Below are 26230 nucleotides of genomic sequence, written 5' to 3'. Positions count from 1 at the left end.
ATTAATGTTTCTCCTCAGATGCTTCAACATCAACATAATTGATAACTGTGTTAGGTGCTGAAAGTTCACTTTCAACAATTTGATAAATACGTTTTACTCTGATTTCTGTTTGATAATTTTGCTCAGATTCATCACTAACTAATATTGGCGCACAAGTAACATGAACTTCTTTTTCCTGTAATGCTGTTTGTAAACATTGGTGACTGTTGTAAGGTACAAGTTCTAACCGCATATAATGTTTACTGAAAATGCTACGAAAATCACTGATCAGATTTTCTGAGATTGATTGATTTTCAATGACACCCAAACGTAAAACTAAAGAAGAACGAACTGCGATCGCATATAAAGCAACAGATAACATTGTTCCCATTAATGCTTCTGTTAAAGCTACATCTGCTGCACCTAAAACCGCATCTACTAACGCAGCGATCGCCCCCAAAACCCCACGCAAAATTAACGCATGATAAGGGTTAACTTGAGTTATCAATAAACCCGCAGTTAAAGGTAACAAAGCAATAATTATATATAAATAAGAATCATTCATTTTCTGCCTCTATAGTTGTATCATGAGTTGAACAATAGGCGATTACATAACCCAACATTGTATTCCAAATCGCCAAGGAAATAATACCTAAAACTAACAATGGCCATTTACTAGGTATTTTCATTAAAATTCCCACAATCATCAGCATTGAACCCAAAGTATCAGCCACAGTAAGTCCATGTAATTTGAATAATACTGATTTATTGCTAACTAAATGAGAAGTACCCCAAAACCAGAAAAATAAACCTATACCTATACAGGTATAACTGATAATACTCACAAGATTTTGCATTTAACTTTCCTCATGTTCATCTTTTATTTAAACTCGTGAAATCTGATTACTGAAAGCTGATAGCTGATAGCTAATTACTATTCATGCTTCATTTAACCTTCTTAAAATCTGTGCTAATAACATAAAACCAGCATTTCCCACACTCAACATAATCGCTCCTACTACCCCGATCATCCAATCATCTCTGGCCACAGAAATCACTAAAATCATGATAGATACTTTACTAGAAATACTCCCCAAAGCCAACATTAACTGCCAAGTATTTTCCGTTTTCCATGCTTCATAAATGGGAATTAATAAAGCTGCTATCATCCCTAACAAGACTATTTCTAAATTCATAATTATTTCCTTCCTGGTTTAATATGATGAACTTCGTAAAATCCCTCTTCATCATGGTTTAAAACAATAGTTTTAGGTGTAAATGTAATCAAAAATATGTCCATAAACACCAACAAGGAAGAATGTTTATGTTTCACCTTTTCCCTGATAATTTCCTCATGATGATGGGGATTAATGATAATTTCAAACGCTTCTTTAAAAGCCACAAGAACCGCTACCACTACTTCCCCTAAAACCTTTACCCATTCAGTTAATTTTGCCCGTGATGTGTAACCTCTGGGTAAAATTAGGGCAATGATTACCCCAATAATAATATTAGTTGTACTAAAATCAGCCGTTAATAAAAACCAAATGGTTAATCTTAATATCAAATGTCCAATCATGATAACACCATCCAAAACAAGAAGATTATAGTTAAACTCATCACACCTACTAAATGTTCAAATTCTTCAACTACACGGGGTACATAAATTGCTAATTTTTTGAAAATCAGATGATATGCTAACCAACCGATAGCAATGGTAATAATTGCTTTGATAATGTCAGCCAGATTATAAGCCTTTAAATAGGCAATATTACCAACAACTAAACCAGAAATTAATAAAACTACTGCTGCCCAAAAACCAGGTTTTATAGTTTGTTCAGGATTTTGTTTATGAGGCAAAAAAATGAATTTAGCCAAGGCTATTGCTGTGCCAACTGCGGCAATATTCATGGCTATAAATTGCCAAGATGTTAAATTTTTCATGCTTAACACCTTAGCTTCAAACCCTGACAATAAAGGAAAACCAGAAATTGATAAACTAGCGATAACTAAAACAATCCAAATGTTAGTATTAATAGGTTTATTTTCCAGTTCTTTAAAATTGCGACTGGGTAAAGAACCAGCAGTCAAAAATAAAGATGATTTTGCCAGTCCATGAGTTAGGGCATAAAAACCACCTACCGCTGGTGCAGCCAGTATCCAACCTAACTGGGAAATAGTGCTAAATGCTAACAGACGCTTGGTATCTTTTTCAAAGATGGCGTAGGATAAACCCATAAAAGCTGTCCCCACGCCCAAAATAACGACGATATTATTAAGTTCTGGAGAAACCGCAGCACATCTTAATAAAGGTAAAACACTAGCTTTGACTACTACACCTGAAAGCAGCGCAGAAACAGGAGTTTCTGATTCAGAATGGGTTAAAGGTAGCCATAACCCAGAAACAAAAATCCCAGCTTTGACTAACATTCCTAAAAAGATTAATGCTACTGCTTCCGGTGGGGCATTTTTTAAACCTGCAAAACTAAAAGAGAGATTATTTTGATAAACTAAGACAGCACCAACTAGATAAAATAACATTGAGATATTGCTGACAAATAGATAGCGTAAACCTACCCAAATTGATCTGTCAGTTCTAGTATAAGCAATTAATAAAAAAGCCGCAATTCCACTTACTTCTAAAGCTACATATAAACTCACAAAATCAGCACATACAAAAGCCGCATTTAAACTACCATGCACTAGCAAAGTTTGGGCATAGAAAAAAGCATTTTTATCACTTTGCCAACAATATAAAGCTACCGCCGCAGTCACTAAAGCATTAGTTAAAATAAAGTAACCACTTAACTGATCCGCTTCTAAAGTCACACCAAAACTATCAAGTAAATTGAGCTTAATTTCTGGCTTTTCTATCAACAGTTGTACACCATAAGCAGCAGTAATTAAAGTTCCTAAAAAAGTCAAATGTCTGTTAAGTTGGGGAACTAAAAAAATCATGAACCCCAGAAAAAACGGGATACCTACCCAAGCAATTGTGATCGTATTCATGGTTATGTTATTCATAGTTTTAAATTCAGGTTAAGTTTCATTTTTAGTTAATTTTTATGTTCATATTTGATGATCTGCGGTGTATTATTTTTCTCGATTTCACTACTTTCTAAAGTGGGATTGTCTTTAGCTAATTTCATTACACCTACTAACATTAAAGCTTGAATTGAAAACCCAATTACTATCGCTGTTAATATCACTGCTTGGGGAACAGGATCAGCATATCCAACTTTTTTGACGTTGGAAATAATGGGAGTAAATAAACCCGCTTTTGAGGCAATAAATACATAAAAAGCAATCACCCCCGTACTCATGACATCCATTGAAACTATCTTCATTACCAGGTTTTTCTTGAGAATAATTCCAAAAAACCCGAATAGTATTGTTATCAGTACAAACGCTTTTATCATAGATATCACCTATTTAATCAAATATAAATTTGCATTATTGGATTGAGGGAAAAGTTGCTGTTTGAAATCGGAAATTTTTGTTTTTGAAAGTGTTATACTATTAATAGCACTAAAAGTAGGTGCTAATTACAGCAGAACACTAAATAATTATTATAATAATCATAACAACACCTAATGATTTATGTTTTCTTTAATAACACCAAACATACAACCCGCAAAAGAAACCGTGAATTTTGATTTATCCACTTCATTACAATTAATTGGTCGATCTAAAGAGTTTCAGCGTATTATAGACATACTTATACAAGATGAAGATTTGTTAATTACAGGAGTACCCGGAAGTGGTAGAAGAACTTTAGTTAAAGTTGCAGCGCAGGAAGTTGGTGCGGTAGTCTTAGAAATAGACTGTATTCGTGCTACAGATGGTGAAAGATTTTTGCAATTATTACTAGAAGCAATTAGTCAAAATTGGCAAGCAAAGAAAATTAAATCTTGGGTGGAAAAAAAAGCGAGTGAGTTTTTTATTTTTAATAGTGAAAGTAAACTTAAATTATTACATTCTTTAGATCAAAAACAACTCTGGCAAGCATTTACTAGCCTAATTGAATTATTACAAATAATGGCTAATGATTTAAACCAGAGAGTAGTATTGATTTTACAAAGTTTTCCCCATATTCGTTCTTGGGATCGCAATGGTTTATGGGAATCAACATTTAGACAAGAAGTTAAAAACCATCCTCATGTAAGTTACGTTTTATTGGCGACAATTGCAGAAACTAGCCATCATCAAGATGATAGTATTTATTCTATAGAAACAATGGAATTAGCACCTTTAGCCAAGGATGTTTTAGCATTGTGGGCGCGAGAGATTTTACATACAAAAAATCTCAAATTTGATCCCCATTCCCAAAGCTTACAAGTATTTTTAGATGCTGTTCAGGGAAATATAGGTGATGCAATGGCATTAATTCGCAGGTTATCAAGTTTAGAACATGATCAAGGTTTAATTACTGAGCAAAAAGTACAGCAAGTAATTGAAGGAATGCTCAAAGATTTATCTATAACTTATGAATCTTTATTGATGTTATTACCTGCAAGTCAAATACATCTTTTAGAATGTTTAGCAGTTGATCCGACAGATAAACCACAGAGTAAAGAATATATTCAAAAACATGGACTTTCTAGAGGTGGAGCTTTGCAAGGTGCTTTAACTGGGTTACAACACAAAGGTTTAATTTACAGTGCTGAACAAGGTTATCGCTTGGCTTTACCTTTATTAGCTTTGTGGTTAAAACAAAGGTTAAGTTAATTGTAAGCATTCAGCTATCAGTAATCAGTAATCAGCTATGATCAGGAGAGAGACTGAGTAAATAATAAGTATGCTCCCATTTTGGCAAATTTTTATCGGGAGCATTCCAAATGTGTAAGTTTATTTTTCGTTTGAGTTCAAGACTTGAAATAAACGAACCACGAAGGACACGAAGGACACGAAGGGAAGAGGGAAGAAGAGAGTTTTTGGTGTTGCTGCGGTTATTTTTTCAAAATTGGGATGCTCCCTTTTTATCGTTCCCATACTCTGTATGGGAATGAAATTAACAAGCTTCTACCTTGTTTATTTAACTATAGGACTTACGCAAGATTTGACTAGAAACCTGATTCTTGCGTAGGGGTAATTCATGAATTACCACTACTTTCATTTTATTTTGCGTAAGTCCTGAACTAGAGTCAGAGACTCTTAAATTGTATTCCCAGTCTGAGACTGAGAACAAGAAAGAAATTGAACTTTATTTATTCACCTACCTGAACTTCTGGAGAAGCAGCATAAAAAGTATTAGCTTTTAATTGTACCCAGGTAAAGAAAGGAATTGCTAAAAGTTGAGTTATGGAAGAAAAAACCACTAAGAAAGTAATAGAGTGATCATACAAAATTCCCATGAAAGCACTACCTAAAAACCAAGCTAAACCATAACCTGTACTAAAAATTCCGTAAGCTGTGGCGCGTTTATTTTTAGGGACAATTTTTGCTATTGCTGCTTTGAGAATTGATTCTTGCGCCCCCATCCCAATACCCCAAAATGCCATACCTAAAAGGGCAAACTGTACATCTCCAAAAAATACTAAAGGGGCAAATAATGAAGACATAAAAGCGGCAATGATCAACATAGAAATTCCGATCCGATCAAACAAATATCCAAAAATTAGAGCCGCTACAGCATCAACTCCCATCGCCCAAGCATAGAATAAAGGAATGGTTTGCCCAGAGGCAATTTCTCCTTTTTGGAAGTGAAAAGCAATGAGGGGAAAATCTGCATAACCAGCCGCAATAATAGCTACAGCACCGAGATAAATCCAAAATATCCGGGGTAATTTATCACCTTGATCAAGTATTTTTTCTTCTTCAAAATCACTGGGATTAGGATATAATTTTTGGAGTATTAACAATACAATTAATCCTAAAATTGCAGGTAATACTAAAATTTTAAAACCTTGGCGATATTCTCCCAAAAAATAAACCATTGCGGCTACAGCTAAGGGTCCTAAAACTGCTCCAGTTTGGTCCATTGCTTCATGTAAACCAAAGCCGAAACCGCTACCAATTTGACTTACACCATGCGAAAGTAAGGCATCTCTAGGGGGGGTACGTACTGCTTTACCCGTGCGTTCAGCCATCATTAAACCGGCAGCTACTTCCCATCTTCCAGCTAAAGCTAAAAATGGGACAACTGCGGTATTTAAAATAAAACCTAAAGTGGTAATTCCCCAATATTTACCTGTTTTATCACTAAGATAACCAATAACTAAACGGAAACCATAACCTATTAATTCTCCAAAACCTGCAACTAAACCAACTATAGTACCGTTAGCACCTAGAACCTCTAAATAAGCTCCTGTAATGCTCCGCGCACCTTCATAAGTTGCATCAGCACAAAGACTTACAAAACCAAGTAAAATCACAAATTTTAAAGCTGCTGATTTTTGGTTCATCTTCCATAATTGCTAATGATTACCTCAATTATTTAAACATGGAAAATCATAAAACAGGAATTGTGTTTTTATTTTTTTTATAATCATTTATTATCATTGATAATCAGATGATATTTATACCCAGATTCCTAAAATTGTGTATAATCAAATAAGGATGATGTAAATTTAGGGAGAAAAATTGACTATGCAAAGTATGACAATAAAAACTCATGTTGGTTGTGATGGAATGCTACAAATATCTTTACCTGAAGTTCAAGATACTGATGTAGAAGTAATAATTGTTTATCAACCAATACAGAAAACAGAAAAACCACCTTTAGCGTCGCTATATGGAATTTGTGCTGATGATCCGATTATTATTGATGATGACAGTGTTTTTGATAACCTAGATGAAAAAATGGAAGGAGTATTTGATTCATAGATGCTTTACCTAATTGATACTAATGTGTGTGCGATGTACTTAAATGGACGGTCTGCATCTATTAGCGATCGCATTTTATCAGTACCAACTCAAGATATAGCTGTGTGTTCTGTGGTCAAAGCAGAACTTTTTTATGGTGCAATGAAAAGTAATAATCCTACACGCACACTGCAAAGACAAAAAGCATTTCTTGATCATTATCAATCTTTACCTTTCGATGATCAAGCTGCGGAAATTTTCGGCAATATTCGCGCTCAACTTACTGCTCAAGGTACACCTATAGGAGCGTATGATTTACAAATTGCCGCTATTGCTTTAGCTCATAATTTAATATTAGTCACACACAATACCAGAGAATTTTCACGTATTTCCGAATTACAATTAGAAGACTGGGAAATTTAATATAATCTCTATTTTCATACTTATCATATCTGTTGAGGCTGGTAATTGGTAATTGGTAATTGGTAATTGGTAAACAAGAGGTTATTGGTAATTAAAAAACCACCAATTACCCCTTTAAGAATTACCGAAAATTAAGCTTTCTTCAACCAGCTAAACATAGCGCGTAAATCTTTACCAACTTCCTCAATAGGATGTTCAGCTTCTTGACGACGCATAGCGGTGAAACCAGGTTTACCTGCTTGGTTTTCTAATACAAATTCCCGCGCAAATTGTCCAGATTGAATTTCACTTAAAATCTTCTTCATTTCTGCTTTGGTTTGAGCAGTAACAACGCGGGGACCACGGGTATAATCACCATATTCCGCAGTATTAGAAATACTATCACGCATTGTTGCTAAACCACCTTCAACTACTAAGTCAACGATGAGTTTAACTTCATGCAGACATTCAAAATATGCTAATTCTGGTTGATAACCTGCTTCAATTAAGGTTTCAAAACCGGCTTTAATTAAAGCACTTAAACCACCACACAATACTGCTTGTTCACCAAACAAGTCGGTTTCGGTTTCTTCGCGGAAGGTGGTTTCTAAGATACCTGCGCGTGTACCACCAATACCTTTAGCATAAGCCATTGCGCGATCGCGTGCCTTACCTGTAGCATCTTGATATACTGCAAATAACGCTGGTACACCTTGACCTTGTTCATAAGTACGACGTACTAAATGGCCAGGTCCTTTAGGTGCAACCATGATCACGTCAACATCCGCAGGGGGTACAACTTGCCCAAAGTGAATGTTAAAACCGTGTGCAAACGCTAAAATATTTCCTGCTTCTAAATTAGGTGCTATTTCATTTGTGTAAATAGTTTTCTGAACTTCATCAGGTAACAAAATCATGATCAAGTCAGCAGCTTTAGCAGCATCAGCAACATTTTTCACTGTTAAGCCAGCCGCTTCAGCTTTTGCAATAGATTTACTGCCGGGATATAGACCTACAATTACATTTACACCACTATCTTTTAAATTTAGCGCGTGGGCGTGACCTTGAGAACCGTAACCAATAATCGCAACGGTTTTTCCCGCTAAAAGGTCTAAATTAGCATCTTCATCATAATACATACGCGCCATAGAAGCATCTCCTGTTCACAAAGGTTGTTAAGAAATTGGCAGATTTATGATTGTACCGCAGATTGGTGATTGGTGATTGGGAAAAAAGGGAACAGGGAACAGGAAGAGGCAAAAGTTAATATTCTCCCCCTGCTTCCTCTTCTGTCACCTGTCACCAGTAACCAGCAATACTTTCCATTTTTTATCAAAAGTTCACAATAGCCAGAAAAATTTGTGACAACTTTGATACAAAAATGTTAAGAATAGTTACAGCATCAGTAATACAAGGAAACAATTCTTATGGTTGATTTACATGACAGAAAACCACCTCATCAGGTAGTTATCGTTGGTGGTGGCTTTGGTGGACTATATGCGGCTAAAGCACTGGCTAAGGCTAATGTCAACGTGACACTGATAGATAAACGGAATTTTCACCTGTTTCAACCTTTGTTGTACCAAGTAGCTACTGGTGCTTTGTCTCCGGCGGATATTTCTTCTCCCTTGCGTTCTGTTCTCAGCAAGAGCAAAAATACTACTGTGTTGCTGGGTGAGGTGAATGATATTGACACCACAGAACAAAAAGTGATGGTGGGTAATGAAGCCGTACCTTATGATACTTTGATTGTGGCTACAGGCGCGAAGCATTCTTATTTTGGTAAGGATAACTGGGAAGAGTTTGCACCTGGTTTGAAAACTGTAGAAGATGCCATTGAAATGCGCCGGCGAATTTTTATGGCGTTTGAAGCGGCGGAGAAAGAAACCGATCCTGCTAAACGTCGGGCTTTGTTAACTTTTGTAATTGTTGGTGGTGGTCCAACTGGGGTAGAATTAGCAGGGGCGATCGCCGAATTAGCAACCCAAACCCTGAAAGAAGACTTCCGCAACATTGACACCTCAGAAACCCAGGTTTTATTGTTAGAAGGTTTGGATAGAGTTCTCCCTCCCTTTGCACCAGAATTATCCCAAGAAGCGCAAGCATCTTTAGAAGCTTTGGGTGTAGATGTACAAACCAAAACCCTGGTAACGAATATTGAAAATGATATTGTTACGATTAAGCAAGGTGACGAAGTAAAAACTATTGCTTCTAAAACCGTATTATGGGCGGCTGGTGTGAAAGCCTCTGCAATGGGTAAAGTATTGATGGACAAGACTGGGGCGGAGTGTGATCGCGCTGGGCGTGTGATGGTTGAACCAAACCTCAGTATTAAAGGACACCCTAACATTTTTGTAGTGGGAGACTTAGCGAATTTTTCCCATCAAAATGGAAAACCCCTACCTGGAGTTGCGCCTGTAGCCATGCAAGAAGGGGAATATGTAGCAAAGCTGGTACAGAAACGCCTTAAAGGTGAAACCATGCCTCAATTTAACTATGTGGATAGAGGCAGTTTAGCAATGGTTGGGCAACACGCCGCCGTTGTGGACTTAGGGTTTATCAAACTTAAAGGTTTCCTAGCTTGGTTCTTCTGGTTATTTATTCACATCTACTTCCTGATTGAATTTGATAACAAATTAGTGGTCATGATTCAATGGGTTTGGAATTATTTTACCCGCAATCGTGGCGCGAGATTAATTACCGGGAAAGAAGTTGTTAAACCTGCACCAGTGGAAAGTAATGCACATTATCAGCCGGTGAATACTAGACAGCCATTGAACGTCTAACCCCCTCGCTCTTCGTTCCCAGTCTCCAGACTGGGAATGCGGTTTTACCCGCATTTCTCACAAACAATGCGATCGCAATCTATAGAATCCTTATAGAGAAGCGGTTTCGGGCATTTTTCATAGGGCTAATTTTTGACACAGTGTGAAAACCCAGAATCCAGATGTTATAAGGGTTTGAGGATCTTGGTGAGAAATCCGGGTTTTAGAGTCTCTGCCTCTACTGTAAATGTTTTTTGTCTGAATCAGGATGTTCAGGATGATAGGATTTACAGGATGTGATTTAATATTCTCCCCAGATACCGGACTTCTGGCATATCACAATTATGACAACTGTGAAACTTTTATGTTAAAATAGATAAGTATAACTTAAATTACATCAATCCTCAAATCCTGGTTATCCTGATTCTGACAAAATACAATTTCTGAAAATATCCACTAATCTTCAAATACCATATCATCTTGCTACATAATAGAAATAAAAGTTGTATCTTTAGGACTACCAATAATGTATCAAACAGATCCACCACTTTCCCCGAAAAAACATTATTAAGTTAAGCGGTTTAAAGATTAAAATAAAAATGTAGAATTAGGAGATTTTGGTAGTGGCTTTAACAATTTTAGATGAGCAGTTAGAAAGTATCCAGCTTGCGCCTGAGATTCGGGAAAAGGCTTTACAAAAAGCCAAGGAGGGTTATGTGATGACATTATTAGAGGCAGGAGAAATCACCAGTGGTAGGGCAGGAAAAATTCTTGGTGTTTCTCGTTTACAGGTAATAGAAATGATGAAAAAATGGGGTATTTCTCTTTTTGATGATTCTCAGGATTTGGAGGAATTACGTCAAGAAGTGGAACAGGCAGAGTTAATTTTAAATCAGCAGAATTATTAAATGATTATTGTTTCTGATACTACGCCAATTAGCGAGTTAGCAAAAGTAGATCATCTTGATTTGTTGCCAAAACTTTTTGGTAAAGTTGTGATTCCCCAAGGTGTATTTGATGAATTGCAGGTAGGTACGCATCCAGCAGCAAAACTCGTTCAGGATTTATCTTGGTTAGAGGTTGTAACAGTAAATAATCAGCAATTAGTTAGGGAGTTACAGCAGTCATTTAAGTTAGATTTAGGAGAGTCAGAAGCCATTGCTTTAGCGGAAGAAATAGATGCTTCTCAGTTGTTAATTGATGAAAGGGCTGCTAGGAAGGTGGCTATGACTCGAAAGTTACCTTTAATTGGGACTGTGGGGGTTTTACTGTTAGCAAAACGTCGGGGTTTGTTGGATAGTGTTAAGGATGTTTTAGATGAAATGCAAGCACAGGGAATGAGAATTTCAGATCATCTTTATGTACAGGTTTTGACTCTAGCACAGGAAAAGTAGGGGTAATACTGGATCAGTATTAAACCCACACTCTAAACTAAATCATCTTGCTACATAATAGAAATAATAGTTGTATCTTTAGGACTACCAATAATGTATCAAACAGATCCACCACTTTCCCCTAAAGAAACATTACCAACAATGTATGATCTTCCTAGCGAAGACCCGGAGGAGAAAGGTTTGCCAGATCAATTTCATCTACTACAACCACAATTATTAGCAGACACATTTCGTCCACCTAACTATCCTAGTGACCAAATATTTACAGCTAGTGATATGAATTTATATTATGATGGTCGTCATCCATTGTGGCATAAACGCCCAGATTGGTTTGCGGTTGTTGGTGTTTCTTCTCTGTATGAAGAACGAGATTTACGATTAAGTTATGTAATTTGGCAAGAATTTGTAAATCCTTATGTTGTGGTTGAGTTACTATCACCAGGAACAGAAAAAGAAGATTTAGGGCAAACTTTACGAGATGTGGAAAAACCCCCAACTAAATGGGAAGTTTACGAGCAAATTTTAAGAGTTCCCTATTACGCAATATTTGATCGTTATCAATCTGAATTTAAAATGTTTGAGTTAAAGGGCGATCGCTATACTCAAGTCACTTTATCAAATAACCGTTTTTGGATACCCAGCATAGAATTAGGTTTGGGAGTTTGGCAGGGCAGTTACAAAAATGTGAATATGCCTTGGTTACGTTGGTATGATAAAGATGGTAATTGGGTGTTAACTCCTGTGGAAGAAGAACGCCAAAAAGCTGAACAAGAACGCCAGAAAGCTGAACAGGAACGGCAAAAAGCTGAACAAGAACGACAAAAAACAGAAAAATTAATTACCCAACTCCGTGCGCTTGGTTTTGAACCTGAATTAGATTAAATGACAGAATTTATGATGTTTGTTTACCACATTTTATAAATGTGGTTTTTTTATGTTTTTAGTATTTAATAGCCAAACTCATCAACAACTAAATTTTCAGAAACCAACGCCGACGATACATAAAATAAAGCACCAACCACCATAATAAAAGATTGGTTATAGCAAACAATAAAGAACCATTCATATTTCCCGCCCACGCACTAAACCAATTATCATAAATCCAGGTTTTTGTAGAGATGGCATCTTTTCCACTACCTACAGAAGTTTTCACTAAAATTCTGCCCACAACCCCAGAACCAACAAAGAGAAAAATGGCATTTAAACCCATCACTTCCCAAGGAAAACCCCATTTTTTTAAACCCCGAACTTCCACCAATTCATAACACAAAGCTAATACTAATAAAGCCCAACCAACAGTATAAAATACATAGGAACTTGTCCACAAAGATTTATTAATCGGAAAGACAAAACCCCAAAGTATACCAATAATTAAACACCCCAAACCCCAAATTACTAAATTAACACTTGTCCTACTTTTCACCTGCTGTTTTTGCAACCATGAACCAGTAAAATAACCAATTAAAACCGTTACCACTGCGGGAATGGTGCTAAATAAACCTTCAGGATCAAAAGGTCCACCTTGATAAAGATGCTGACTTCCTAAAATCATCCGATCAATATAACCAGCAAAATTTCCTTCAGCAGATAAATTACCTGCACCAAAACCAGGAACAGGAATTAATTGCATTGCACACCAATAACCTAAAAGCGATATTCCTGAAAATATCCATAAACTACGTTGGGAAAGTTGCAAAACCAAAAAAGCAGCAATTACATAAGCTAAACTGATACGCTGCAACACTCCCATAATTCTGATTTTACCTAAATCAATGGGTATTCCTGTTAAAGTAAAATCGAGAAAAAAAGTAAACAATGCTAAAAATAAACCTAAAGCAAATAACACCAAACCTCTGCGAATTATCCGCAAATAAACTGGACGAGTGGGACGATTTTCTGGTGTGTTTTCTGATGTATATTTAGCAAAAGAAAAAGGCATTGCTACACCAACAATAAATAGAAAGAAAGGGAAAATTAAATCTGTGGGTGTACAACCATGCCATTTTGCGTGTTCTAACGGTGGATAAATGTAGTCCCAACTACCGGGATTATTAACTAAAATCATAGAGGCGATCGCAATTCCCCGAAATACATCCAGAGAAACAAGACGCGGAAACGAATCTTTCATTACTGTTGACACAAAAAATTTCCCATCACCATCACTTAGATATTAAATATAATACAATTTTTTGTAACTTATCAAATAACCAATTTTTCCTTTCATCCATATTTTTAACCCTGAAAATGACAGGTTTTAAACCTTGAATCAAAGGAAGCATCCCAATTTTTAACAAATAACCGTAGCAACACCAAAAACTCTCTTCTTCCTTCTTCCCTTTGTGTCCTTCGTACCTACCCTTCGGGAACTGCTTCGCAGAACGTGGTTCGTTCATTTCACGTCTTGACTTCAAGCAAAAAATAAACTTACACATTTGGGATGCTCCCGAATCAAACAATTATCAATTGTCAATTCTCAATTATCAATTGATCAGTTGGGTATTTGCACAAAATCAAAAATTCCTAAAAATTAAGTTACTAATTTTCCTCTGGTGTATGATTTTTGTTAAATTAACCAGTACATTAATAAGGAAGATAGGAAAACAAACCAATGAATGCGATCGCCTCTACCATAGCATCTATTATCAACACAGAAAACGCTGTCTTCCCTTGGGAAAATCTCGCACCCAGTCAGCAACAACGCATCCAAGCAGCGATAAACCCCAAAACCCATCCCAGTTGTATCGTTTATCCCCACACTCAAGAACAACTGGCCGCAGTCATGTCCGCTGCAAACAGCAATAAATGGTCTGTTCTTCCCTGCGGTAGTGCAAGTAAACTTCATTGGGGCAGTTTAAGTAAAAATATTGATATTGTCATCAGTACAGAACGTATTAACAGACTCATAGAACACGCGGTAGGTGATCTAACTGTCACCGTAGAAGCAGGAATGAAATTTGGCGAAATTCAAGAAATTTTAGCCCAATCTCGGCAAAATTTAGCCCTTGATCCTGCTTTTCCCGCTTCCGCTACCATTGGTGGTATTGTCGCTACTGCTGATACAGGTTCTCTGCGTCAACGCTATGGTGGTGTGCGTGACCAACTTTTAGGTATAACTTTTATCCGCGCTGATGGAAAAATTGCCAAAGCTGGGGGAAGGGTGGTAAAAAATGTTGCCGGTTACGATTTGATGAAATTGTTTACCGGTGCTTACGGTACATTGGGAATTATCAGTCAAGTCACTTTTCGAGTTTATCCTTTACCAGAAACATCGGGAACGGTAATATTAACTGGTAAAGCTGAAGCGATATCCCAAGCTGCTACAATTATTCAAGGTTCTGAGTTAACACCAACTCAAGCAGATTTAATATCCAGTCAATTAGTTTCTGATTTAAGTTTAGGTAGCGGAATTGGTTTAATTGTCCGGTTTCAAAGTATTAGCGAAAGTGTGCAGGAACAGTCTAACAGACTTTTGGCAATTGGTCAAAAATTGGGTTTAAACGGGGCAATTTATTCAGCCGAAAATGAGGCTAATTTATGGCAACAATTACCAGAAACAATACATAATTATGGTAATAATTCAGAAATTACTGCCAAAATAGGATTATTACCAACTGCTGCGGTGGAGGTGATTAATCAAATTAATTTCGGGTTGATTCATCTCAATAGCGGTTTGGGTTTGGTGCGGTTAGAAAATCAAAATCAGGTTTTGAAATTGCGTGATTTATGTCAATCTAATTCTGGGTTTTTAAGTGTTTTATCTGCACCTTTTGAAATAAAAGAAAAGTTGGATATCTGGGGTTATAATGGTAATGGTTTGGATATGATGCGGCGCATTAAGGAACAGTTTGATGGTAATTATATTTTAAGTCCTGGTCGGTTTGTTGGTGGGATTTAAGGTTTAAGAATAACGAACCACGAAGACACGAAGAACACGAAGAAAGAGGGGAAGAAAGAGTCATGCAAGTTTCGGAAAGTTCGGTGAATAAGACTGTTAGTGTTAAGAATTTACAGGGTTTTGATCCCAGTCATCCTCCTGATCCTAAGTTGATTGATAGTTGTGTTCATTGTGGGTTTTGTCTTTCTACTTGTCCTAGTTATCGGGTGATAGGAAAAGAAATGGATTCACCGAGGGGTAGAATCTATTTGATGGATGCTATTAATGAGGGAGAAATTGCTTTAAATACTGCTACTGTTCAACATTTTGATTCTTGTTTGGGTTGTCTTGCTTGTGTGTCAACTTGTCCTTCTGGTGTGCAGTATGATAAGTTGATTTCCGCAACTCGTCATCAGGTGGAAAGAAATTATAACCGCAGTTTCTCTGATAAGTTAATCCGTCAATTGATTTTTTCTCTGTTTCCTAATCCTGATGTTTTAAGAATTTTACTTTTCCCTTTATTTGTTTATCAAAAGTTGGGGGTTTCTCAGTTATTACGCGCTACTGGGTTAATGAAAAAAATCTCTCCCCGGTTAGCTGCTATGGAGTCTATTTTACCGGAAATTACTGTTAAGTCTTTTCAAAATAATTTACCCGATATCATTCCTGCAAAGGGTGAAAAAAGATATCGTGTTGGTGTAATTTTGGGATGTGTGCAACGTTTGTTTTTCTCTCCGGTAAATGAAGCAACAGTGAGGGTTTTAACTGCGAATGGTTGTGAAGTTGTAATTCCTAAATCTCAAGGTTGTTGTGCTGCACTTCCTGAACATCAAGGACAAACTGAACAAGCGAAAGCTTTAGCAAGACAAATGATTGATAGTTTTGCTGATAAAAATGTCGATTTTGTGATTATTAATGCTGCTGGTTGTGGTCATACTTTAAAAGAATATGGTCACATTTTAGCTGATGATCCAGAATATGCCCAAAGAGCTAAAGCATTTGCAGCAAAAGTAAAAGATGCACAGGAATTTTTAGCAAATGTGGGTTTAACTGCTCAACTTTCACCTTTAACAGATAAACCTTTAACTTTAGTTTATCAAGATGCTTGTCATTTATTACATGGTCAAAAAATTAGTGTCCAACCCCGTCAGTTATTAAGAAAAATTCCCGGAGTCACCTTAAAAGAACCCATAGATGCAGCTTTGTGTTGTGGTAGTGCAGGTATTTATAATATGCTGCAACCAGAAGTTGCTGAAGAATTAGGTGAACAAAAAGCCCAGAATTTAATCAATACTGGTGCTGATTTAATTGCTTCTCCTAACCCTGGTTGTAGTTTACAAATTAGTAAATATTTGCAAGGTAAGAAAATTTCTTTAATGCACCCGATGGAATTATTAGATTATTCTATTCGCGGAGAAAAACTAGAATTGTAAAACTTCAGATCCCCGAATCTTGGGGATCTTATTCCTAGATAGGAAAAATAACCGCCGAAAAACTAAAAAATCTCTTAAATTCTCTTACCTTTGTGATCTTTGCGCCCTTTGCGGTTCAATCATATAAAATTTACACATTTAAGATGCTCCCCAAAAATCACTATTTCATCATCTACCCCTACTGACTCCTAAATTTCTCAAATGTGCTTATTTTCAAACACTAATTTCATCTACTCGGTGGCAAACTTGCAAAAGCAATTGTAAAATCATGACAGCATCAGACCAGGTTATGTTTCCCATTATCCTATGAAGATTCTAGTCTTAAATGCCGGATCTAGTAGCCAAAAAAGTTGTCTGTATGACATTACAGATACAACTCTTCCCCAAGAAGCACCAAAACCTCTTTGGGAAGGGAAAGTTAACTGGACTCAAGACCGTGGTGTGGCAGAAATTGAGGTAAAAACCGCCACTGGTGAGACACTGCAAGAATCTATTTATGGTGACTCCCGCAAAGCGCACGTAGCATATATGCTGTATACTCTTACTCGTGGCGCTACTAAGGTACTGAGTAATTTATCAGAAATTGATGTGGTGGGACATCGGGTAGTACATGGTGGTCAAGAATACCGTAATAGTGTAGTAATTACAGAAGATGTAAAAAAGGCGATCGCTAATCTTTCTACCCTCGCTCCAGCCCATAACCCAGCAGCTTTAGAAGGCATAGAAGCCATTGAGCAAAGCTTGGGAGATGTTAAACAAGTCGCAGTTTTTGATACAGGGTTTCATAGCACTTTACCGGATGCAGCAGCCATCTATCCCGGTCCTTATGATTGGGTAGAGAAAGGTATCCGTCGCTACGGCTTTCATGGTATCAGTCACCAATACTGTGCGAACCGTGCAGCGCAAATTCTTGGTAGAGATTTGACCGACCTGCGTTTAATCACTTGCCATTTAGGTAATGGTTGTTCCTTAGCAGCAATTAAAGATGGTCGCAGTATTGATACCACTATGGGATTTACACCTTTAGATGGTTTGATGATGGGAAGTCGTTGCGGTTCACTTGATCCAGGGATTTTAATTTATCTATTGCGTCAGTCTGATTACTCAGCAGAAAGTTTAGATTATGTTTTAAATAAAGCTTCAGGATTACGGGGAATTTCGGGTGTTTCTAGTGATTTACCTCAAGTTCTGGCAGCAATTGAACAAGGTAACTATCGTGCTAAACTAGCTTGGGATATGTACGTACATCGGTTACGGACTGGTATTGGTTCAATGTTGGCTAGTTTAGGTGGTTTAGATGCATTAGTATTTACCGCTGGAGTGGGTGAAAAATCCGCATTAATACGTCAAGCAGCTTGTGAAGCTTGGCAATTTTTAGGATTGAAAATAGACTCTGAGAAAAATAAACAACAACCAGTTGATATAGATATTGCTACACCTGATTCAAATGTGCGAGTATTAGTTATACACACACAAGAAGATTGGGCGATAGCGAAGCTCGCCGCAGGTATCGCTCAACAATGTTGGCAATTATTACATCAATAGCGAATAGGGAATAGAGATTAAATATATGAATATGCTGTTATCTCGTGAATTTATTATTACGCCTTTGGTAGCTATTTTCTGTATTTTAGGAATTAGTTTAAGTCAATATCCCAGACTACAGAAATTGCTAAATAGTAAACAAGATATGTCTGTGGAAGCTTTAGAAAAAGAACAGCAAAAACAAGCTTTAAGTTTGGGTTTACTGCAAAAAATACCCACTTTTGGTTATGATAACCTCATTTCTAATTGGGTATATATTGACTTTTTGCAATACTTTGGTGATGATGAAGTTAGAGACAAAATAGGTTATAGTTTAAGTCCAGAATTTTTTGGAATCATACTTAAACATGATCCGAAATTTAGAGAAGCTTATCTTGCTCTTTCTGTTAGTAGTTCTTTATATGCAGGTATGCCAGAAAGAGCTATTAAATTAATGGATAAAAATTTAAAATCCTTATCACCTAAATTACCAGAAAAATCTTATTATATCTGGCGTTATAAAGGCACAGATGAATTATTATTTTTAGGTGACTCCCAAGCCGCAAGTAAGTCTTTTTTCAAAGCCGCAGAATGGGCTAGTGAATACGATGATCCAGAAAGTAAAAATGTAGTTTCTCTGTCCCAAGCTACTGCTAAATTTTTAGAAAGAAACCCTGATAGTAAGTATGCTAGAATTGCCAGTTGGAGCATGGTTTTACAAAATAATGTAGATGAAAAAACTCGCAACCGTGCTATTAAAGAAATTGAAAATTTAGGTGGTAAAATAGCTATTGATAACCAAGGAATACCTACTGTTACTTTCCGGGAAAAAGATTAAGGTAATTGATAATTGATTATTGATTATTGATTATTGTTCAATAAACTTCCCCTGCTTCCCCTGGTTACTGTCACCTGTCACCTGTCATGTACTGGTATTGTGGTAAATTAATAGAATCGCAAACGCTGGAATTAAATATTAATGATCCAGGTTTGATTTATGGAGCTACAGTTTTTACAACCTTGAGAGTTTATGATCATTCCCTTGATCATAGTTTAACTAACTGGAAAGCCCATTGTTCGCGTTTGCAATTAAGTTTACAAACCTTTGGTTGGCTAGAACCAGATTGGAATTTTGTGCGCCGTGGCGCACAAACTCTTTTACAGCATTTTCCCGTGATCAGAATTACTATTTTTCCTGATGGGAGAGAATGGATCACAGGTAGATTTTTACCGAAAACCTTGACAGAAAAACAAAATAATGGTATAATTGCTAGGCTTGCTAAACCAGAATTTGCTCGTTCTCTCCCCAACCATAAAACGGGCAATTATTTGAGTCCTTGGTTAGCGAAAAATAATGTCCAAGCTGTAAACGCCGAAGAAGCGATTTTAATAAATAGTGAGGGAAATTGGTTAGAAACCAGTACAGGTAATCTTTGGGGTTGGAAAGATGGCTGTTGGTGGACACCACCATTAGAAGTGGGAATATTGCCAGGAATAGAGCGATCGCACATTATCCAACATTTACAAAAGCTGGGAACTACCATCCACCAACAACCTTGGACACCACAGCTAGTAAAAGAATTTGCAGCGATCGCCTACACTAACAGCGTTGTCGAGATAATTCCCATTCATACCGTACATCAGCCCACCGGATCGTTAGAATATAATCCTAAGCATCCTTGCTTTTTAGAACTTAAAGGATTATTTCTACCATGACAGGAACGCCATTTTGGTATATCTTAAGATAAGTTAACATAATTCTCATAAAGCCCTCTCTTATTTTAGAGACCTTACACTAACGCCCAAAAAATACAGGAGGATAGACCTCAGTGAATAAAAGATGGAGAAATGCGGGGCTATATGCGCTGCTGTTTATTGTAGTAATCGCTTTAGGGACTGCGTTTTTTGACAACCAACCCCCCCAAGTAGAAACATGGCGCTATAGTCAATTTATTCAAGAAGTTGATCAAGGCAAAGTAGAAAGAGTCAGTCTCAGTTCAGATCGTTCTACAGCAATTGTTACACCTAAATACGACCCCAATAAAAAGCGCGTCACTTTAGTTAACGATCCAGAGTTAATCAATACTCTGACAGATAAAGGTGTTGATATTGCCGTATTACCCCAAACCGACGAAGGCTTTTGGTTTAAAGCACTGAGCAGCTTATTTTTCCCTGTATTGCTGTTGGTGGGTTTATTTTTCTTACTCCGTCGCGCTCAAACTGGTCCTGGTAGCCAAGCAATGAACTTTGGTAAGTCCAAAGCTAGGGTACAAATGGAACCCCAAACCCAAGTGACCTTTGGCGATGTGGCAGGTATTGACCAAGCTAAACTGGAATTAAACGAAGTTGTAGACTTTTTGAAAAACGCCGATCGCTTTACCGCTGTTGGTGCAAAAATTCCTAAAGGTGTATTATTAGTCGGACCTCCAGGAACAGGTAAAACCCTCCTCGCCCGTGCGGTAGCTGGGGAAGCTGGTGTACCCTTCTTTAGTATTTCCGGTTCTGAATTTGTGGAAATGTTCGTTGGTGTGGGTGCTTCCCGCGTCCGCGACTTATTTGAACAAGCCAAAACCAACGCTCCTTGTATCGTCTTCATTGATGAAATTGACGCAGTAGGTCGTCAACGGGGTGCGGGTTTAGGTGGTGGTAACGATGAACGGGAACAAACCCTTAACCAGCTATTAACAGAAATGGATGGTTTTGAAGGTAACACCGGCATCATCATCATTGCAGCTACCAACCGTCCTGATGTACTCGACGCTGCTTTATTGCGTCCTGGTCGTTTTGACCGTCAAGTGGTGGTAGACCGTCCCGACTACGGTGGCCGTAGCGAAATTCTCAAAGTTCACGCACGGGGTAAAACCTTATCTAAAGATGTGGACTTGGATAAAATCGCTCGTCGTACCCCAGGATTCACCGGTGCAGACTTATCTAACCTGTTAAACGAAGCCGCAATTTTAGCAGCACGTCGCAACTTAACCGAAATTGCGATGGATGAAATTAACGATGCTATTGACCGGGTGTTAGCAGGTCCAGAGAAGAAAGACCGGGTAATGAGCGAAAAGCGCAAAACCTTGGTTGCTTATCATGAAGCTGGTCACGCTTTAGTTGGTGCATTGATGCCTGACTATGACCCTGTACAGAAAATTAGCATTATTCCCCGTGGTCGTGCTGGTGGTTTGACTTGGTTTACTCCTAGCGAAGACCGCATGGATACAGGTTTATACAGCCGTGCATATCTGGAAAATCAGATGGCCGTGGCTTTGGGTGGTCGTTTAGCTGAAGAAATTATCTTTGGTGAAGAGGAAGTTACTACCGGTGCTTCTAATGACTTGCAACAAGTAGCGCGAGTTGCTAGACAAATGATTACTCGTTTTGGCATGAGCGATCGCTTGGGTCCTGTGGCTTTAGGTCGTCAACAAGGTAATATGTTCTTGGGTCGAGATATCATGTCTGAGCGTGATTTCTCCGAAGAAACTGCTGCTGCCATTGATGAAGAAGTGCGTAAATTAGTGGATGTTGCTTACGCACGGGCTAAGGAAGTTTTAGTAAGTAACCGTCACATTTTGGATCAAATTGCCCAAATGTTGATTGATAAGGAAACTGTTGACGCTGATGAATTGCAAGAAATTCTCGCTAATAATGATGTGAGAACTGCTGCTTTTGCATAGTAGTTAATCAGTTTAATCAGTTTTTTAGATTTAGATGGGGGTATTTCTGGGTGTTCTAGAAATACCCCGATTTTTTTGATAGGGAAGAGGGAAGAGGAAGATGGGGAAAAATTTTACCTTCTGACTCCTGACTCCTGTACGGGCGTTCGCGTAGCGTGCCGAAGGCTGAAATAGAAAGCGGAGATAGGGGCAGTCCTCAACATCAAGTTACTATTCAACCTTTTTTACTAGGCAAATATCCTATCACTCAAGCACAATGGCAAGCTGTTGCTAGTTTACCAAAAATTAAATTTGATTTGCATTCTAGCCCATCTCATTTTAAAGGTGCTAACCGGCCAGTAGAACAAGTATCATGGCATGAAGCTCAGGAATTTGGCGCAAAATTATCACGAAAAACAGGTAAATTATATCGTTTACCAAGCGAATCTGAATGGGAATATGCTTGTCGTGCAGCTACAACTACACCGTTTTATTTTGGCAATACTATTAGCACTGATTTAGCAAATTACAATGGTGAATATGTATATGCTAATGGACAAAAAGGTATTTACCGCAAAGAAACAACGAATGTCGGAACTTTTCCCGCTAATGCTTTTGGTTTATATGATATGCACGGGTTAGTTTGGGAATGGTGCGAAGATGGCTGGTATGATAATTATATAGGAGCGCCCACAGATGGTAGCGCGTGGTTAACAGGTAGTGATAATCACCCTCGTCGTGTATTGCGTGGTGGTTCTTGGTCCTATCGTCCAGTTTATTGCCGTTCTGCTTATCGAATCAATTATCCCGCAGTTAGTAAAGATAACAATCGTGGTTTTCGTGTTGCTTGTTCTGCTCAATGGAATTAATAATAATTTAGGAGTAGGGGTTTAGCACTAAGAAAACCATACAGAGATCAAAAGTCATTTTATGATAATTTTTCATCACAAAATCTATGTTTTTTATCAACTCTTTAGAAAGTCAACTGCAACGCTGGAACGAAACAATTATTAAGCAACCAAATAACCCTAATGTGTACATTCGTCGGGGAATGGTTTATTTTCAACTGAGTAAAATTGAGGAGTCAATTACAGATTTTGATACTGCTGAAAAATTAGATGATCGAATTACTCCTTATTTGTGGCAAAGGGGTTTATCTTATTATTACGCGGAAAGATTAGCCGAAGGTGCAAAACAATTTGAAATTGATTTAACTGTCAATGCACAGGATGTAGAAGAAACTGTGTGGAGATATCTTTGTATTGCTAGGTTATCGGGTGTGGAAGAAGCGAGAAATTATTTATTACCTGTGAAAAATGATCCGCGAAAAATCATGAGATGTGTATATGATTTATTTGCAGGTAATTGTACAACTGATGATGTTTTGATTGTGGGTAAATTAGAAGGTGTAAAGGGTAATTTTTACAGTCATCTTTATTTAGGTTTGTATTATGAAGCGGAGGGGAATGAAGAATTAGCAAAAGATTATATTGTTAAAGCTGCGGATAAATATAAAATTGATGATTATATGTGGTATTTATCACAAGTTCATAAAAACCTGAGAAAATGGTTTTGATAAAAAAAATACTGCAATTATAAACTTAACTCTGCATATCCTGTACTAAATACCGATATTTTAACATCATTAAACAGGAGGAAAAAAAGTGAATAGTACACAAAAATTCTCTCTGAAATTAGCTGAACCTTGTTATGAAAATTGGTTTCTACCTCCTGAAGATCCATTGGGATAACTTTCTCATTTAGAAATAGGATTAAGACGTTTTTGTTTTGAGCATAATCAAAAAGTATTACTAGAAATAGGAGACAAAAAACAAGAGCTTTTCTTAGATCCTGATATTATTCTAATTTTAGATGAACTACCAGATAAAATCTATCAACTTTTGGAAAATGAAAGAATTGAAGTAAGTTTTCCTGAAAGTTCGCTGGTGTTATATCTAGAAACCATAGACTTCATAAATGTGAAATGTATTTGGAAAAATTACGGGTTATTAGTGTCAGAAGAGACATTTATGTTAGAAAAATATGATGTTATTCAAATTTTCAAACATTTGCTACGAGAAATTTTAAATCAAGCAGTGCAAACAGGTTATATTACAGATAGTGAAAAGAAAGAATTCTGTAACAGAATAGTAATTGATGACAAAGAAGTATTAACTTCCTAACACTCACTAAAATTCCCTCATTCTCTCCGTATCCTCTGTGCTTCTGTGGTATGCTTTACGGCACGCTACGCGAAGGTTAAAAAAACCATAATTACCTACCCAACATTTTATCCCTTAAACTCTTAATCCTATCTCGTAACTTAGCAGCTTCTTCAAACTCCATCTTTTTCGCTGCTTCTTTCATCTGTTTTTCCAACACAGTAATTAACTCAGGAATATCCTCCAAAGCAAATTCATCAATATGTTCATCAACCACCTGTAAATCACTAGCATTCAACCTGCGGGAAGCATCCAAAAATGATAAAATTGCATTACTTGATTTCTTAACAATGGGTTGCGGTGTAATCCCGTGCATTTTATTATAAGCCATTTGAATACCCCTTCTTCTATCAGTTTCCTCAATGGCTTTAATCATACTATCTGTTAACTTATCAGCATACATAATTGCCTTTCCGTTGATATGACGCGCTGCACGTCCAATAGTTTGAATTAACGAACGTTCTGCACGCAAGAAACCCTCTTTATCTGCATCCATAATAGCAACTAACGAAACTTCCGGTAAATCCAAACCTTCCCGCAATAAATTCACCCCTACCAAAACATCAAACTTCCCATTTCTTAAATCTTGTAAAATTTCAATTCTTTCAATAGAATTAATCTCAGAATGTAAATATCTAACCTTTATTCCTCTCTCTTCCAAATATTCTGTTAAATCTTCCGCCATGCGTTTAGTTAACGTGGTAATTAACACCCGTTCTTTTTTATCAACTCTATCTTTAATTTCTCCTAATAAATCATCAACTTGACCTTCTGTGGGACGAACAAAAATTTCTGGATCAACTACTCCCGTCGGTCTAATAATTTGTTCTACAATATTATCTTCAGAAACTTCAACTTCCCAAATTCCCGGAGTTGCAGAAACGAAAATACATTGATTGACTTTTTGCCAAAATTCTTCAGCTTTTAAAGGACGATTATCAGCCGCACTAGGAAGACGAAAACCATGATCAATTAACACTTTCTTCCGTGCTTGATCACCGTTGTACATTCCGCGAATTTGGGGTACAGTCACATGAGATTCATCAATTACTAATAACCAATCTTTAGGAAAATAATCAATTAAACATTCTGGTGGTTCTCCCGCTTGTCTCCCTGCTAAATGACGAGAATAATTTTCTACACCGTTACAATATCCTACTTCTCTTAACATTTCAATATCATAACGAGTGCGTTGATCTATTCTTTGTGCTTCTACTAATTTTCCTAATTCTTCTAATTTTAATTTCTGTGATTTTAATTCCGCAGCGATATCTGCACAAGCAATTTCTAAACGTTCTTCTGGGGTGACAAAGTGACGTGCAGGATAGATATTCACTTTTTCTAAACTGCTGAGAATTTCTCCTGTTACCGGATCAATATAACGTATTGCGTCAATTTCATCGCCGAAAAATTCAATTCTAATTATTCTATCTTCGTAAGCTGGTCCAATTTCTACAACATCACCACGAACTCTAAATTTACCCCGTCCCATTTCTACATCATTGCGGCTATATTGCACAGATGTTAATTCTCTTAAAACTTGTCTTTGGTCAACTTCCATACCTATTTCTAGTTTAATTGCGGCTTTAAGGTATTCTGCGGGCATACCTAAACCGTAAATACAACTAATGGAAGCAACAACTATGACATCACGCCTTTCAAATAGAGAACGAGTTGCAGAATGTCGCAGCATATCTATTTCATCATTAATTGCTGCGGTTTTTTCTATATATGTATCGGTAACGGGAATGTATGCTTCTGGTTGGTAATAGTCGTAATAACTGACGAAATACTCAACAGCGTTATGGGGGAAAAATTCCCGTAACTCGTTACATAACTGCGCTGCTAGGGTTTTATTATGTGCCAGAACTAGGGTAGGTTTACCAACTTTTTCAATAACTGCGGCGATAGAAAACGTCTTACCCGTTCCCGTCGCACCGAGTAAAGTTTGATAACGATTACTCGCTTGGATGGTTTTCAAAAGTTGAGCGATCGCCTGTGGTTGATCACCTGTGGGAGTAAAAGGCGCTTTGAGACTAAATTCCATAATCACCGTTTTGTTAAATATACCTTTCTTATAGTAGCGACATCCTCTAAGGTCGAGATCCCCGACTTCTTCAAGAAGTCGGGGATCTGAAGAAAACATTTAGCAATACTTGTTTACATAAATTAATAGTTTAAGT

The 26230-nt window shown here is 37.2% G+C and carries 26 protein-coding genes; 16 read left to right on the top strand and 10 right to left on the bottom strand.

Annotated features, from left to right (window positions below; genetic code table 11):
- Position 1: 1 nt before the first annotated feature.
- The 6 genes from K2F26_RS23905 to K2F26_RS23880 form a co-directional block, all read right to left on the bottom strand.
- Complete coding sequence (locus tag K2F26_RS23905; RefSeq protein WP_220609772.1) at positions 2 to 544, bottom strand: DUF4040 domain-containing protein; 543 nt, start codon at positions 542 to 544, stop codon at positions 2 to 4.
- On the bottom strand, positions 537 to 836 hold the full coding sequence (locus tag K2F26_RS23900; protein ID WP_187039926.1) for a monovalent cation/H(+) antiporter subunit G: 300 nt from the start codon (positions 834 to 836) through the stop codon (positions 537 to 539). The genes K2F26_RS23905 and K2F26_RS23900 overlap by 8 nt, the downstream gene beginning before the upstream one ends.
- A gap of 81 nt (positions 837 to 917) precedes the next feature.
- Positions 918 to 1175, bottom strand: a complete 258-nt coding sequence (locus tag K2F26_RS23895; RefSeq protein ID WP_137667240.1) for a hypothetical protein — start codon at positions 1173 to 1175, stop codon at positions 918 to 920.
- 2 nt (positions 1176 to 1177) lie between these two features.
- On the bottom strand, positions 1178 to 1558 hold the full coding sequence (locus tag K2F26_RS23890) for a Na+/H+ antiporter subunit E (protein WP_137667241.1): 381 nt from the start codon (positions 1556 to 1558) through the stop codon (positions 1178 to 1180).
- Positions 1555 to 2988, bottom strand: coding sequence for a cation:proton antiporter (locus tag K2F26_RS23885; RefSeq protein ID WP_220609771.1), 1434 nt, complete (start codon positions 2986 to 2988; stop codon positions 1555 to 1557). The genes K2F26_RS23890 and K2F26_RS23885 overlap by 4 nt, the downstream gene beginning before the upstream one ends.
- A 47-nt stretch (positions 2989 to 3035) precedes the next feature.
- On the bottom strand, positions 3036 to 3398 hold the full coding sequence (locus tag K2F26_RS23880; protein WP_220609770.1) for a cation:proton antiporter subunit C: 363 nt from the start codon (positions 3396 to 3398) through the stop codon (positions 3036 to 3038).
- 181 nt (positions 3399 to 3579) lie between these two features.
- Between K2F26_RS23880 and K2F26_RS23875 the strand changes: the two genes are divergently transcribed.
- A complete protein-coding gene (locus K2F26_RS23875; protein WP_220609769.1) occupies positions 3580 to 4707 on the top strand; it encodes an ATP-binding protein in 1128 nt (375 codons plus the stop codon).
- 479 nt (positions 4708 to 5186) lie between these two features.
- Here the strand turns inward: K2F26_RS23875 and K2F26_RS23870 are convergent, their stop codons facing one another.
- Positions 5187 to 6383: an MFS transporter gene (locus K2F26_RS23870; RefSeq protein ID WP_220609768.1), complete on the bottom strand. Its 1197-nt coding sequence runs from the start codon at positions 6381 to 6383 to the stop codon at positions 5187 to 5189.
- 184 nt (positions 6384 to 6567) lie between these two features.
- Here K2F26_RS23870 and K2F26_RS23865 point away from each other — a divergent pair, with 184 nt between their 5' ends.
- Both K2F26_RS23865 and vapC read left to right on the top strand, forming a co-directional pair.
- On the top strand, positions 6568 to 6804 hold the full coding sequence (locus tag K2F26_RS23865; RefSeq protein WP_220609767.1) for a hypothetical protein: 237 nt from the start codon (positions 6568 to 6570) through the stop codon (positions 6802 to 6804).
- Positions 6805 to 7206 (top strand): type II toxin-antitoxin system tRNA(fMet)-specific endonuclease VapC, encoded by a 402-nt coding sequence (gene vapC / locus K2F26_RS23860; protein WP_220609766.1) that lies wholly within the window; start codon positions 6805 to 6807, stop codon positions 7204 to 7206. It begins immediately after the preceding gene.
- A gap of 131 nt (positions 7207 to 7337) precedes the next feature.
- Here vapC and ilvC read toward each other — a convergent pair whose 3' ends face one another.
- Positions 7338 to 8333 (bottom strand): ketol-acid reductoisomerase, encoded by a 996-nt coding sequence (ilvC, locus tag K2F26_RS23855; protein WP_220609765.1) that lies wholly within the window; start codon positions 8331 to 8333, stop codon positions 7338 to 7340.
- Between the two features lie 279 nt (positions 8334 to 8612).
- Here ilvC and K2F26_RS23850 point away from each other — a divergent pair, with 279 nt between their 5' ends.
- The 4 genes from K2F26_RS23850 (at position 8613) to K2F26_RS23835 (ending at position 12226) form a co-directional block, all read left to right on the top strand.
- Positions 8613 to 9971, top strand: a complete 1359-nt coding sequence (locus K2F26_RS23850; RefSeq protein ID WP_220609764.1) for an NAD(P)/FAD-dependent oxidoreductase — start codon at positions 8613 to 8615, stop codon at positions 9969 to 9971.
- A 602-nt stretch (positions 9972 to 10573) separates the two neighbouring features.
- Positions 10574 to 10858, top strand: a complete 285-nt coding sequence (locus K2F26_RS23845) for a UPF0175 family protein (RefSeq protein ID WP_220609763.1) — start codon at positions 10574 to 10576, stop codon at positions 10856 to 10858.
- A complete protein-coding gene (locus K2F26_RS23840) occupies positions 10859 to 11344 on the top strand; it encodes a PIN domain-containing protein (protein ID WP_220609762.1) in 486 nt (161 codons plus the stop codon).
- Between the two features lie 93 nt (positions 11345 to 11437).
- Positions 11438 to 12226 (top strand): DUF874 family protein, encoded by a 789-nt coding sequence (locus tag K2F26_RS23835; RefSeq protein ID WP_220609761.1) that lies wholly within the window; start codon positions 11438 to 11440, stop codon positions 12224 to 12226.
- An 88-nt stretch (positions 12227 to 12314) separates the two neighbouring features.
- On the opposite strand, the gene K2F26_RS23830 is transcribed toward K2F26_RS23835, so the two are convergent.
- Positions 12315 to 13472 (bottom strand): acyltransferase family protein, encoded by a 1158-nt coding sequence (locus K2F26_RS23830; protein WP_220609760.1) that lies wholly within the window; start codon positions 13470 to 13472, stop codon positions 12315 to 12317.
- A 480-nt stretch (positions 13473 to 13952) separates the two neighbouring features.
- Here K2F26_RS23830 and K2F26_RS23825 point away from each other — a divergent pair, with 480 nt between their 5' ends.
- The 9 genes from K2F26_RS23825 to K2F26_RS23785 all read left to right on the top strand — a co-directional run bounded on the left by K2F26_RS23825 (position 13953) and on the right by K2F26_RS23785 (position 24008).
- Positions 13953 to 15239, top strand: coding sequence for an FAD-binding oxidoreductase (locus tag K2F26_RS23825; protein WP_220609759.1), 1287 nt, complete (start codon positions 13953 to 13955; stop codon positions 15237 to 15239).
- 62 nt (positions 15240 to 15301) lie between these two features.
- Complete coding sequence (locus tag K2F26_RS23820) at positions 15302 to 16651, top strand: (Fe-S)-binding protein (RefSeq protein WP_220609758.1); 1350 nt, start codon at positions 15302 to 15304, stop codon at positions 16649 to 16651.
- A gap of 306 nt (positions 16652 to 16957) precedes the next feature.
- Positions 16958 to 18196 (top strand): acetate kinase, encoded by a 1239-nt coding sequence (locus K2F26_RS23815; RefSeq protein ID WP_220609757.1) that lies wholly within the window; start codon positions 16958 to 16960, stop codon positions 18194 to 18196.
- 31 nt (positions 18197 to 18227) lie between these two features.
- On the top strand, positions 18228 to 19013 hold the full coding sequence (locus tag K2F26_RS23810; protein ID WP_220609756.1) for a hypothetical protein: 786 nt from the start codon (positions 18228 to 18230) through the stop codon (positions 19011 to 19013).
- A gap of 86 nt (positions 19014 to 19099) precedes the next feature.
- Positions 19100 to 19891: an aminotransferase class IV gene (locus K2F26_RS23805; protein ID WP_220609755.1), complete on the top strand. Its 792-nt coding sequence runs from the start codon at positions 19100 to 19102 to the stop codon at positions 19889 to 19891.
- A gap of 113 nt (positions 19892 to 20004) precedes the next feature.
- A complete protein-coding gene (gene ftsH3 / locus K2F26_RS23800) occupies positions 20005 to 21846 on the top strand; it encodes an ATP-dependent zinc metalloprotease FtsH3 (RefSeq protein ID WP_220609754.1) in 1842 nt (613 codons plus the stop codon).
- A gap of 155 nt (positions 21847 to 22001) precedes the next feature.
- Complete coding sequence (locus tag K2F26_RS23795) at positions 22002 to 22694, top strand: formylglycine-generating enzyme family protein (protein WP_367890318.1); 693 nt, start codon at positions 22002 to 22004, stop codon at positions 22692 to 22694.
- A gap of 86 nt (positions 22695 to 22780) precedes the next feature.
- Complete coding sequence (locus tag K2F26_RS23790; protein WP_220609753.1) at positions 22781 to 23401, top strand: tetratricopeptide repeat protein; 621 nt, start codon at positions 22781 to 22783, stop codon at positions 23399 to 23401.
- A gap of 325 nt (positions 23402 to 23726) precedes the next feature.
- Positions 23727 to 24008 carry a hypothetical protein gene (locus tag K2F26_RS23785; RefSeq protein ID WP_220609752.1) on the top strand — a complete coding sequence of 94 codons (282 nt, stop codon included), beginning with the start codon at positions 23727 to 23729 and terminating at the stop codon, positions 24006 to 24008.
- Positions 24009 to 24099: 91 nt separating this feature from the next.
- Here K2F26_RS23785 and uvrB read toward each other — a convergent pair whose 3' ends face one another.
- Positions 24100 to 26097: an excinuclease ABC subunit UvrB gene (uvrB, locus tag K2F26_RS23780; RefSeq protein ID WP_302850074.1), complete on the bottom strand. Its 1998-nt coding sequence runs from the start codon at positions 26095 to 26097 to the stop codon at positions 24100 to 24102.
- Positions 26098 to 26230 lie beyond the last annotated feature (133 nt).

The organism is Sphaerospermopsis torques-reginae ITEP-024 (assembly GCF_019598945.1).
In the GTDB taxonomy this organism is placed as follows: Bacteria; Cyanobacteriota; Cyanobacteriia; order Cyanobacteriales; family Nostocaceae; genus Sphaerospermopsis.
The sequence above is the reverse complement of the archived record's forward strand: the minus strand, read 5'-3'. Positions and strand labels throughout refer to the sequence as shown.